General features: G+C 42.0%; 6 protein-coding genes. 2 read left to right on the top strand and 4 right to left on the bottom strand.

Translation table 11 applies throughout. The features are described 5' to 3' along the window. Positions 1-5: 5 nt before the first annotated feature. Complete coding sequence (locus tag ACTUJY_RS18650) at positions 6-2,588, bottom strand: PKD domain-containing protein (RefSeq protein ID WP_463617648.1); 2,583 nt, start codon at positions 2,586-2,588, stop codon at positions 6-8. A gap of 486 nt (positions 2,589-3,074) precedes the next feature. Here ACTUJY_RS18650 and ACTUJY_RS18645 point away from each other — a divergent pair, with 486 nt between their 5' ends. Then, positions 3,075-4,769, top strand: a complete 1,695-nt coding sequence (locus tag ACTUJY_RS18645; protein WP_463617647.1) for a LamG domain-containing protein — start codon at positions 3,075-3,077, stop codon at positions 4,767-4,769. A 65-nt stretch (positions 4,770-4,834) separates the two neighbouring features. Further along, positions 4,835-8,941: a hybrid sensor histidine kinase/response regulator transcription factor gene (locus tag ACTUJY_RS18640; RefSeq protein WP_463617646.1), complete on the top strand. Its 4,107-nt coding sequence runs from the start codon at positions 4,835-4,837 to the stop codon at positions 8,939-8,941. Positions 8,942-9,025: 84 nt separating this feature from the next. On the opposite strand, the gene ACTUJY_RS18635 is transcribed toward ACTUJY_RS18640, so the two are convergent. The 3 genes from ACTUJY_RS18635 to ACTUJY_RS18625 all read right to left on the bottom strand — a co-directional run. Continuing rightward, on the bottom strand, positions 9,026-9,787 hold the full coding sequence (locus ACTUJY_RS18635) for a ceramidase domain-containing protein (RefSeq protein WP_463617645.1): 762 nt from the start codon (positions 9,785-9,787) through the stop codon (positions 9,026-9,028). A 101-nt stretch (positions 9,788-9,888) separates the two neighbouring features. Next, the gene (locus tag ACTUJY_RS18630) at positions 9,889-10,305 is read right to left on the bottom strand and encodes a hypothetical protein (protein WP_463617644.1); all 417 of its coding nucleotides are present in this window, start codon (positions 10,303-10,305) and stop codon (positions 9,889-9,891) included. Positions 10,306-10,318: 13 nt separating this feature from the next. Then, a partial coding sequence (locus tag ACTUJY_RS18625; RefSeq protein WP_463617643.1) for an Ig-like domain-containing domain occupies positions 10,319-13,279 on the bottom strand: 2,961 nt, incomplete at its 5' end.

The raw sequence follows: 13,279 nt of genomic DNA, 5'->3' as shown, positions 1-13,279 counted from the left end.
TATCTTCACTTAGGAATAGAGCGCCATCCATAGCTGTTATAAAACCCCCTACCCCAACAAAGAAAACCTGATGCACTTTTAACACAATTGGAATAATCGTTAGCGGTAAGCAAAGTTGGATTTTCAAAAGGAAGTGCTTCCAATTGTCCATCTGTAGAAAATTCATTACCCCAACACTTTAGTGAGTTATCACTGAGCAAAACGCAAAAGTGTTGTAAACCGGAAATGAGTTGTGTACTGCCTATGGTGTCATCCAATGTTCGTTTACTAATGTGCTCACCAAGGTTCCAACAATGCACACCTAACTCGTCCATTACACAAGCTTCTCTATTTCCTATACGAACTTGGGTGGGGTTTAAAAATTCCGGTACCGACAGTTCAATCCATTCCCCTGTAAAAAAATCTTCCTCCCAACAGTTCACTTCGCCATTTTCAATCACACACACCGATGGACGAGATAAGGCGGACTCACCCAAAGAATAATTTGTGACATTTGTTGGATTGGTAACAGGAACTGTAAATTTATCCTTTCGATAATCGGCGCTATAACAAGCCAGTTCACTTGATGTTTTAACGCACGCCGTATAGCCACTCACCTCAATATCGATTACGTTATTCAATTGTGGAACATGCGGCCAGAGAGCCGCTTTTTGCCAACAAGTAAGCGATTGGTTGCTTATGGCACACATAAAAGAAGTGCCTGCCACTAAGTCAGTGACATTATTTAGGTCGGGCGTGGAATCGAGCTCACTCCCTAAACTATCCCAACAACGCACCTTTTCATTGATAAGCGCACAATTAAACGTGTTACTCGAAACAATTTTTTCCGCGCCCGATAAATCAATTTCCGTTTCAGGGTAATACGGAATGGAACCCCAACATACAAACGCGCCATCATCCTTGGCACAGGTTCTAAAATATCCGTCTAACCGTAACTCGGTAGGTTGGTTCAGTTCTGGAATATTAAGTTGCCCATTTTTGTTATCGCCCCAACATTTCACTTGTCCATTATCCAAAGCACAAGCGTGCGCCTCTCCAACAATTAAGTCTTGAATAGAACCGATGTTAGTCGGTACATTCAGTTGTCCTTTTTGATTGTTTCCCCAACAAAAAACACCGTCGCTATTAAATGCACACGAAAACCTTTTTCCTGAACCTATTTTTTCAACATTTTGAACATTCGGAGCATCACTCTGACCGTGCTGATTATTCCCCCAACATTCAACACGACTACCCGATAACGCACACGTATGATCATACCCAGCAGCAATTTGTGAAGGACTAACAATACCTTCCGGAGGTGTGCTCCTTCCATCTTCAGAACTTCCCCAACAGACCAGTTCTCCTCCATCAACAACACATGCGTGTTGATTTCCGAGTTCAATGGACTGGGGATCGGATAACTCAGGGACGTCTTCCATTGAACGTGCTTCGTTATTTTCAATGTAGATTCCATTACCAAAACAATGCACTTCGCCATCAGCAATAGCGCACACCATCTCATCTCTAACTTTGACAGACGAAACATTGGACAGGGAAGGTGTTTGTCGCGCTTGACCTAACGCTCTTGAACGCCAGCAAGCTACCCCGCTTTCATTCACGCCGCAGGATTGAAAACGAGCAGAAATAACCCTATCGAAACGCGGTGACATTACTTCGCTCACTTCAGTGCCGTCATTGTTTACCGCTTCAAGGATGAAATAAGTTTCCTGATAGTCATTGAGTGCTGCCGGTAAAACCAAAGGTGATACTACACGCTCAATCTTCTGCCCCCCTTCTAACTCTGAATAATTGTCAGGGCTCACATTATGTGATTTAGCAGAGTAAAGGTTGTAGTGAGTTGCATTAGGATCATTTTGCCAACGGAGCTGTAATCGACCAGGAGCTGACAAACGCTCCATAGAAAGCAGAGGAAGTGCCAAAGTGATGTCTTTTACGGTAACACTCATGGTTTCGGAACTTGACGCTTGTTCATTGTCTGTTGTTGTCAATTGGAACAAGAGCTGAGTATCACTATCAACGTCGGGGAGTGTTATCTGTATTGCTGAAGCGTTTATGGCTTGCAACTCCACAGTTGGCCCCTCCAGTTGTTCCCAAAAATAATGTTCGATCGTTCCATCCGTATCAAAGGATTGAGATCCATCCAGTTGAATTTCTGTTTTTTCCGATGCTTCTGTTAAACCATCGATGAATGTCAGTGGTGGGGAATTAATCGGAAGAATAGTAGCTACTAAGGTATCTGATGATGTCGCTCCTTTATCATCCGTAACGGTCAACTTAAACGTCAAAGTGATTTCTGTGGTCGTCATTGGAGCAGTAAAGTTCACTTTCGATGCGTGAACCCTATTGAGCTGAACAGCCACGCCACTGGTTTGAGCCCACTCGTAGTTCACAATTTGACCATCTGAGTCGGAAGATTGCGAACCGTCTAACTCAACAACAATACTTTCAATAACAGAAATATCGATACCCGCATTTGCTATGGGTTGCCGATTGGCATCAGCACTGTTGCCTGAACCACCACAAGCGCCCAAAAACAGGGCTGCGCCAGCCACTAAAAGTCGCATAAAAATTCGTTCAAACATCATTTAGACTACTCCTGAGTAAAAACACCGCTGATGATGACTCACAATAAGGTGGATAAACTTCATTCAAGCTTGAGTACCGAGTGAACCGACTTTGTGTTTCGCATTGATAAAACAGAAGGCTTACTTTAACTTCGCGTGTTCCACTTTACTGCGTTTGACCTACCTTAAAACAACACGGAATTTTCAATTCATAATTCAGCGACAAACTATCGTAACTCAGCGACACCAATCCTATCCAATTGTTTTTAATAGGGTTTTTAACGATGTTTTTTGGGGCTACAGAATGATTTTTTTATCTTGGAACGTTACCATTAATAACGTAAAGGAGCGCATTGCGCATAGGCTATCGAGCTCAGAAAGAAAATGAAAACGTGTAATATTTACATCGTTCTCACTGAGCTTGTAAGGGTGGCTCATGTTACAGTTCGTTGAACAAACAGCGATGCACATTTAAAAATGAGATGGTAAAAAGAAAGGCGACTGAGTATGTTTCTAATTAATGGCTTTACTTTTAAAGTTAAAAATATAATACGCAGCTTAATGGTACTCCTATCATTCAATGCAGCTATCGCATCGTCAATTCACACTCAACTTTGCGATGAACTTAATGACTCAACGTCGTTTCCTTTTTGTACGCCTTCCGCCAGTTCAAAAACGGGCCTACCTCACATTCCCGATTTTGCACCACTAACAAACAATGAGCAGCTAACATTAATGGCTTGGGTTAAAACGAATAAACGCGCCTACCAAGGACTGATTGTAAAATCCTACGATACCCACAGTGGATACCTGATGTACCTTTCCGAAAATGGATACGTTCGGCTCATGCTGAACAATGATACTTCAACAAGCGTGGCGTCAAACTTCAAATACCCTACAGACGGTAAAACCTGGTTTCACGTCGCAGCTACTTTCGATGGAACTTGGTTAAAGCTGTATATTAACGGAAAACTCGACAATGAAGCGTATGCAGCAACGTCCATCGTCGATAATGTCAAATCGCCCCTCTATATTGGCAGTGAAATTTATCCTTGGAGCAATTCAGCGGATTACCCGGTAAACGGTATGTTAAGTGATGTGCGTGTCTATAACGAGTCAATTTCTGAAAATACCATCGACACGATGGTCAATGCTTCTGCACTCGCAGGTTGCCCAACCGGGAGTGAACGCGTTTACGGTTTTTCCACCAACTTCTATTGCACCTTTACTGGTGACTCTATCGATGTATTAGGTCAAGATCGATGCGAAAACCGTGGAGGCTTCTTCAATATCTTTACCCGAGCCGATCGAAGCAAAACGCTCTATTGTAACGACGATATTGTCTCTACAGGAGAAACTAAATATGCCCTTTCACCGGAATACGATAGTTCACCAAATAAAGACCCGAATAAATACTATGAATGGTCAGAGAAACCCGTAGTAAGTGACTTTAATTGTCCAAACTCGTCCGAGATCATTTACGGATTAACTGTGCAAAATTTCTGCGCATACTCTCAAACACAAAATACAACGGAAACTATGGACGAAGATATTCACGGCAATTCAATGTGCTCAACAAAAGGTGGCGCCCGAGAACTAAGAAACAACTTTGACGGTACCAAAACGCTCATCTGCAACAATGATATAAGCTATGTTGAATACTGCACTAATGGAATGGATACTGATGGTAACAGGCTCATGTTTCTAAGCTGTCACAAGAAAGAGCAGTGGTGTCCAGAAGGAACAGAGTTTGTTTCAGGGTTTACCACTCGAAGTTATTGTAGCACCGCAGGAAATCACCCCAGCATTGATATGAGTGGATTTCAAGTGTGCAATCGTCACGATGGATTCAAAGAATTAATTTCGGGTGATACGACAACTATTGTGTGCCAAGATTCTCAAGGCACACATTCGAATCCCGAATGCCCTGAAAACTCATTTCCTGTTACGGGCGGCCCTCGTCCTTACTGTTCTCCAAACGAAAACAAGCATAAAGAAAAAATCAACTTTGATACGAATGGTTACAACGTGTGTCAACATCAAGGGTATCGATTGTTAGATCTCAGTGAAGAAGTGGAATTCCACGAACAAGGTGATGAAATGTTCGCAACACTTAAAATTACTGGTGCAAGAATTATGTGCAACGATGACGGAGGAAGCGGCCGCCCTCGCAAAACCAGTTCGACTGGGAATATTAACTAACGCTTGAAACTTTCATTCTGAGTCTGGGACAATGGACGTCGTTTGTTCCCCAGACTCAGAAGGCCATGATTCGATTCTTTAACCAATGTTCGATCATTTTATTACTGGTTTCCACCTCTCTGGCTCTTGCTAATGAAGCCTTCACTCACGTTATACATTTATCAACCGATGACGGCTTATCCAATAACTCAGTCTATGGTATCGTCCAAGACGATTTAGGGTTTGTTTGGATTGCTACCGATGACGGACTGAATCGATATGATGGTCACGAAATCAAATCCTACTATTCACAGCTTAAAAATGAACAGTCTCTATCGAGCAGTAAAGTAAAGTCTATTTTTATTGATGATCGAGCGCGGATTTGGATCGGTACAGACAATGGGTTAAACCGTTACCTTCCAGAACTGGACAGTTTCAAACGCATTGGCATCGATAAATCTCATTTCAGCTTCAACTCTCCTTTTAACATATCGGTCATTCATCAGGTTTCTCAAAATACCCTATGGTTAGGCACTTTAAACTTCGGACTTGTTGAGTTTAATATCGAGCGTTCAACGTTTGCCCCAATTCAACTGGAAAACCCATCATCAAACTCTCTCGCTCCCTTTCATAAAATTACGTCTATCGAAACGCATTTGAATACTATTTATATTGGTACCAACAAAGGGCTTTACATTAAAGAACCTAATTCCACTTTCAGAAAAGTCACCATGAATTCTTCGAATAGTGGTGACAGCAATTCCAACATTGTGTCTTCTATTTCGCCTCTAAAGACAGGTGAAGTTTTTATCGGAACTTATCATGGTTTATATTTGCTTTCAGATAAGCACGAAGTGACCCAACGTTTTTTTCACGAACCTTACAATCGAAACTCCATTGCCGACAATTTAGTTGAATCACTTCATCAAGACTCAAATAATCGACTGTGGATTGCCACCAAAAATGGTTTGGATTTCCTTAATATTAACAACCTACAATTTCATCACTATTATCACCAAGATAATCAACTCAATAGTCTGTCCTCTAATTTAACTACGAAAATATTTGAAGATCGCGATCAAAACCTTTGGGTAGGTACCTATGATAGTGGAGTTGATCGATTCTCCTTACGCTCTTTACACTTCGGACTCTATCAAAGTTCACCCTATAATAAAGACTGTTTATCGAATAATCGCATCTATACAGCGCTTATCGACCGTTCTGGAGCGCTTTGGTTAGGTGGAGAAAATACTGGACTTCACAAAATCACCAAAGGTTACGAGTGTAAACACTTTACTGTAGATAACTCTTCTATTTCCGACAACAGCGTACTTTCTCTGTTTGAAGACAGTCGTAAAAACATTTGGATTGGTACAATCGATGGCAAAATTAACCGATTATCAACGGAATCAAATATCATTCAGACCCTTTCCTCAAATGAAACTCATGGCACTATTCCCGATTACGTAATGGATATTGAAGAAGACATAGAGGGAAACCTTTGGTTCGCAACGGATGGTGGTGGACTGCACTTATTCGAACCGGAACAACAAACTTTCAATTCTTTTGTTCATGAGTCAAATAACCCTAGTTCATTGCCTAGCAATGTTGTACTTTCGTTAGCAATAGATGATCAAGCGCTTTGGTTAGGCTCAGACAATAGTGGCTTAGGAATGCTGAACCTTCGATCGAAGACGTTCATCAATTTTAATATGGAAAGTGATTTAGAGCGAAACGCAACAATCTACGATTTAATTTCGAGCAAAGAAGACGTATGGTTAGCCACTTCAGGGCTTGGACTTGTGCGTTTTAATAAACATTCAAACCGATTCACCTCTTATAGCGTTACAGACGGGTTACCGAGTAATAGCGTTTTCAGCTTAGCGATGGACCATCAACAAAATTTTTGGGGAGCGACAGCCAATGGCTTGTTTAAGCTTTCAATTCAAAATAATACCGTTCACTCGTTTCCTCATCACCTTGGACTTCAAGGCAGCGAATTTTATTCCGGTGGTTCATTTAATATCGAAAAAGAAAGAATCGTTTTCACCGGCAATAACGGTATTAACGACTTCAATCCCTTAAACATCTCGTCTCAATTTTTACTTCCCCATGCTGCGTTTACAAAGCTGACCATCCTTAACAAGCCTGTTTCCAGCACATTGAATCAGTCGGTAATCTATAAAAATCGTATTGAACTCCCCTATAACAAAAAGCTTATAACTTTTGAGTTTACAGGATTTGACTTTGTCACACCGAAACATCATGAGTATCAATACCGATTACTAGGATATAACGATCAATGGGTTTCAACAGACTATAAACGTCGACTTGCAACCTACACCAATTTATCACCCGGACAATACAAGCTTCAAATTAGAGCAGGTCAATCGGAAAATAATTGGGGACCAACAAAAGAACTGTCCATATACATTCCTCCACCCCTTTGGCTCACTTGGTGGGCAAAATTGCTCTATATCATTCTGTCCATTTCTGCGTTACTCACAATTTATTTTTATAGAACGAAAGTCCTTAAAGAGCGTGCTATCGAATTAGAAAAAACAGTAGCTGCTCGAACCATCGAACTCGCTAATGAACAAAAAGTAGTAAAATCTCTTTTAGACAAAAAAAATACATTATTTGCCAATGTATCACACGAATTTCGGACTCCGTTAACATTGATTCAAGGACCGATAAAACAACACATCGCCCAATCAAAATCAAAGTTGACTCAAAGTATACTAAGCCCGGTTCTTTATAATACCAACCGATTATTGCGCATGGTTGACCAGTTAATCGACCTTTCACGACTCGACATCGATCCGGAGAACCAAACTCAAGTTATCGATATTGAAAAATATTCTGTTTCCATTTTCAATAGCCTAAGCTCTCTATTTGAAGAAAAGGAAATTACCACATCCGTTTATTCTGAGAAGGAGTTGTTCGCGAACGTACCACCAGAACCCTTCGAAAAAATATTGATTAACTTACTTTCCAATGCCATCAAATATACCCCTTTGGGCGGAAAAATTTCACTCGAATGCCGTAAGCGCCAAGATACGATTCAAATTATCGTGAAGGACTCTGGTGTTGGCATTAAACCCACGGATCAAGAAAAAGTTTTTGAGCGATTCTATAGAGTTGACAACCACGAGCAAGAAAGAATACCAGGAGCAGGCATTGGATTAGCGCTGGTTAAAGAACTTGTCGAGCGATTCCAAGGCTCTATTTCATTAAACAGTGAAATTGAAAATGGTTCTGAGTTTATTGTTTGCTTTCCACTATGCACCCGCTCTAGTAATCATACGATAAAAGAGCACAGCCCACTAAACAACAGTTATACTCTAGAACAAGAGCTGGATATTCTTAAGATGAACGAGGCGAACCATTGGGAAGAAATATCACCGGAAAATAGCGTAGATTCTTCTAAACCCACGGCACTCATTATTGAAGATCATATTGATATACAAAACTACATTGCTCAAGCCATTCACTCTCACTTTCAGTGTCAGTTTGCGAACAATGGTACCGATGGCATCGAAAAAGCGTTGAATAATGTACCGGATATCATCATCACGGACCTTATGATGCCTTTAAAGTCGGGTTTAGAAGTCGCAGAAGTGTTACGTAACGACATAAAGACTTCTCACATACCGATTATCATGCTTACCGCTAAAAATGACCGGTCAACTCGATTAAAAGCATGGAAGTCTGATATTGACGACTTTTTGCAGAAACCATTCGATAGTCAAGAGCTCCTTATACGATGCGTTAATATACTCAATATTCGCAAAATATTAAGCCAACGAATGAGCAATACATTGAATCAGGAGCATCAAGAAAAGCTGGAAGGTGTCCAGTCAAAAGATGAGCAATTTCTTGACAGCTTTAAATCTCAAGTGGCATCCCTTTACGCAAACTCCGATCTAAATACAACTATTTTAGCTGACAAACTCAACATGTCTGAACGCCAGCTTCAAAGAAAAATAAAGGCGCTGCTTGAGCAATCTGTTTCAGATTACATTAGAACCTATCGCTTACAGCAGGGAGCTACTTTATTATTAAAAGGCTCGCATATCAAAGAAGTGGCGTTTGATGTTGGCTTTTCATCGCAAGATTATTTTACCAAGTGCTTTAAAGCCTATTATGGCTTAGTTCCTTCAGAGTATAAATCCTTACATCAAAGCGAGTAATTTTATTTTTGTTCATTGTGTGAAGTTAAGCTCATAATTTCTTCCATCGCTTGAGAGTTTCAGTCGAGATTATTTATCCTAGCGCTAGACTCTCCTTCGCTTTAAAATATGAGTCAGTAAAACATAAAGCGCTAATGCGGCAAACAAGTGCTTTAAAGTGTGCCCAGAAAGAAATCTTGTTAACTCATAAACGAACACATCAAAGTACTCAAATATTTTTGCAATTAAATACCAAAACAGCAACCACCAAAAACCACGGTGACTATCAAAAGGTGATTTGTAAAACCATAAAACAAATGGCGTAATCAACATAGGTAGAAACTGCACGAGTAGATAGGTCCGTAGATCACCTCTAAACTGAGTTTCTGTCCAATACCAGTACAAAACACTTCCAGCACCGATAAGCAACATAGGAAAAAAGAACGTTCTTCCAAGCTGTATTGATATATGCTCTCCTATCACTACCGCAAAAAAAGCCATAAAGCTTATCGTCATCGGCAAACGGTCCCATAACAACGTTTCATTACTTGGAGCCAAGTGGTAATAACCAGAGCCGATAGCAATCAAACAGGCGCCTACATAAATTCCTAAATAAAGCCATTTCAATTCCGAGATTAACTTACTACCCTTTAGTCGACTTAAATACCAAACACCTAATATTCCAACGGCTAAAAAAGGTAAATTTGATACAACATTGAAAAAGTTAGGTACCAACAAGTAGGCATTTTGGTCAGCAAAATTATGATAATTTTGGTCTTGAGGAATGGCATCCATAAAAACAACGATAAGAACTAGCAAAAAAAAAGCCGCAAAGATTAACCAATGAAAGATCTTAGTTAAATTCATAATGCGGCTTTGCACTCCGATTTTTATGTTAAATTTTGTCTCTAATCGTTATACTCTTTTTACAATTTATTAAACAGTTTCACTTATAAATACGCCAAAGATCAATTTTTCAACGATGCAATGGCATTTTCTTTTTTAATTTTAAGTAAAACTTCCTTCTTATAGTCTTCAATCAATAACTTTTTCTTCTGCTCTATTTGCTTTCGCATTACCCGATCAGTCAAATTTTGATTGTACAATTCAATCAACTGTTGCGCGTCTTTCTCCACCTGCTCAATTAAGGAGTCATTAAAGGTCAGTTCCAAGTTAGCGTTATGTTTTGCTATCTCTTCTTTACTTGTAGGTGGCGCTTTGGGGTCCATAATTAAAGCGCCTTGCTTTTCAGTCATTTTACTTTCAGTCAACGATGTTTTAGACGTCTTACTTTCTTGAGACTGATCTTGATCTGACAAATAAAATCCAAAAGCTAACAATAAAACCAAAATAACGATTATGCTCGAAAAAAGTTTAATTTTCATAATTTAGCTTCACCTAATTAGTTCGAGTAAAAAAGTACCTGGAAGCACTCCAACTACGATTACCGACTCGATCGCTTACACGATTAAAGAATACATTAATTCGTGTATTAAAAGGTAATGGATTGGCAGGCGTAAATTCAATCTGGTTTCCAATTACCTCCCAACTGCCCGTTAAATTATTGCTTGTGTAAATACGGATACCATTATTCTCAATTTCATCAAGCACGTAAACTGGGTCAAGCACTTCATCAAAGGCTAACACTATTTTTGATGTAACCTCGATATCAGTTGAGGTATGTGCAGGATCAATGGAAACAAGAGTTGGTCGAACAGTATCTGCCAATGCCCCGGTAGTAAAATCAAGAGTAAAGTTTTCCAGCTTATTGCTAGAATAGTCGCAAATATTAGTGAGTCTTAATTGAAAGCTCGTGTCGGGATCTAAATTGGTGGAAGGCGTAAAAATTATCTTTTGAAGACTAGACAGCACTACTGAGCCATTAACTTTAACACCGCCACGGTAAAGAGTAACCGATGACTCATTCACACACACCGCATTTAATCGTTCATTGAACCGTATACGAACAGATGCATTAATGGGTACATTTGTATTCTCACCAATCAAGTTATGAGTAATCACTACTGGAGCTTGACTATCGGTATCGTTGCCAGTGTAGAAGTATCGATTCGTCCGCGACAATACATTTCCAGATAAGTCGTACAAACCATTGCCATAACCCACAAGCACTCGGAAGTGGTGGCCCGCCGGTAACGGCTCTGCCGGGGTTAACGTCACTCGCGAGCCGGCTTCACTTAACGTAACTGTTGCGTCGATCCGTCGACCTTCGGTTTGCGAATACAAGTAGAAAGAATCGTTCGTCAGACTTACCGGATCAAGCCGTTCATTAAAACGCATTTCAACCAGTGAATTACGCGCTACATCTCTTTGATTGTCCGTCGGTGAGTAGCTGACAACTCCAGGTACTCGCACATCCACACCAACTTCAGTGGTAAACGTCAGTAATAGTGGCACCGCCAAGCTATTGCCGGCCAGATCGCTGACGCCTGCCACCTGCAATTCAACTTGAGATTGCGCTGGCAACAGTTGTTTTGGGATCAGGTTCAACAAGCGGTTACCCTCACTCATCACCCGTTTAACCTCAAGTGGCTGACCATTAACCTGCAATACCACTTGCGCCAGAGTCATCGGATCCACCGGCTCATTAAAGCGCACTCGAATACGAGCGTTGGTCGGTACTTCAACCTGACCATCGGTTACAGACGTGGTTTCAATTTGCGGTGCTTCACTATCGGTTTCCAATGCGGTGTTAAAGTAGTGAGCTCGACTCGATGCCGCATTACCGGCCAGATCATAGAGCCCACTAATTTGCAGGTAATAACGTCGGCCCGGTAACAAACCATCGTCCGCAACCCAGAACAGAGTACGACCATCAGCCATTAAGCTGACCTGCCCTGCTACCGCGGCCCAGTTGTTGTTGGTGTCCTGTACCGTGATACTGCCTGAGCCAACACTTAAAGGATCCAGCGGCTCCTGCATATCCACACGTATCAGTGTATTGACCGGCACGGTCTGATTACTGCCCGGCAATACAGAACGCACGCCTGGCCGCTCGACATCTGGCTCTCCTGCCGTTTCAAAGTGAGTGCTGTAGTCGGTGATCAGATTACCTGCGACATCTTCGATGCCCGTTAAGGTTTCGGTAATGCTGCTGTTCTCAGCCAGTGGCGCGTGCGGTGTGTACAGCAGTTCCTGCCCTCCGGCCGCAAATTGCACTTCCGCTTGCGTATGAGTAAAACTCAACTTATTGATGACTTCGTCAAAACGCACATGATACCGCGGATTCAAACTGACTTCTGTGGTGCCATCCGGAGGGCTCATCGCTAACACTTGTGGCGATTGGTCATCACTCAGCTCCGAAGCTCCTGTCGTGAAATACAAATAACGGTAGCCTCCCTGTGTTTCACCCTCGTTGTCGGTGATCTGACTTCTGAGCTGAAGCTGATAACGGGTGTTCGGCAGTAAGGGGCTATCAGGAACAAAACGCAACAAACGGTTATTTTCTTCCAGCTCCACAGTACCGGGAACATTACCCCCACCATTGGTTTGGTATAAAAACACCTGCTGCGCTAGGTTATCGGCATTCAAACTTTGGTTATAAGCGACTTCAATACTCGGATTGATTGGAGTGTTCTGAGCGTTCGCCGTCGGATTATAAGCGGCAGGAGCTGGACGCACCCCTAATCGATCGCCCGTACCTACTCGGAAACTGCCCTGGTAGCTGTTCACCGAATTGCCTGAGTCATCCTGTGCCAGACTTTCCAGATACACTTGGATCAAACTGCCTGGTAAGAACGCATCGCTCGGCGTAAACACCAAGGCTCGACCGGCACCACTGATCGCAAGACTGCCCTCGATCAACACACCGTCTTGTGACACATGGAACGCCTCATCCAGAGTTGCCGCATTCATTGGCTCGTTCAGATACAAAGTAATGCGACTGTTCGCGGCCACATTACTGGCGCCGTTCACCGGATATTGGCGCACCACACTGGGTCGTGATGTATCCGTATCCACAACGGCGGTTGAGAAAACACTGACGTAATCGGCTAAAGCATTGCCCGCCAAATCACGTACGTCATCGGTAATGACGATTGAAATTAATGAACCCGCTGGCCACTGTGCTCTCAGCGTCACAGTGCGTCCATCATAAGAATGATACACCTGCGGACGGATCACCTGGCCATTGGTGTGCGCCACGAAATTAATGTTATTAATGGTGCTGCTGTTAAGCGACTCCGAGAAAGTGATCACTACGTCGCTATGCGGACCAATATCCATCGCACCATCAGCGGGTACTACGGAGACCACTTCCGGTACTTGATTATCCACACTGATCGCCGTTTGGAAATAATAGTTAGCATTGTACGCCTGGTTACCGGCTACATCCGCCACGTA

It is taken from the genome of Pleionea sp. WD8-19 (assembly GCF_055326765.1).
Note: the sequence above shows the minus strand (reverse complement) of the source record. Positions and strands in the feature narration are given on the sequence as shown.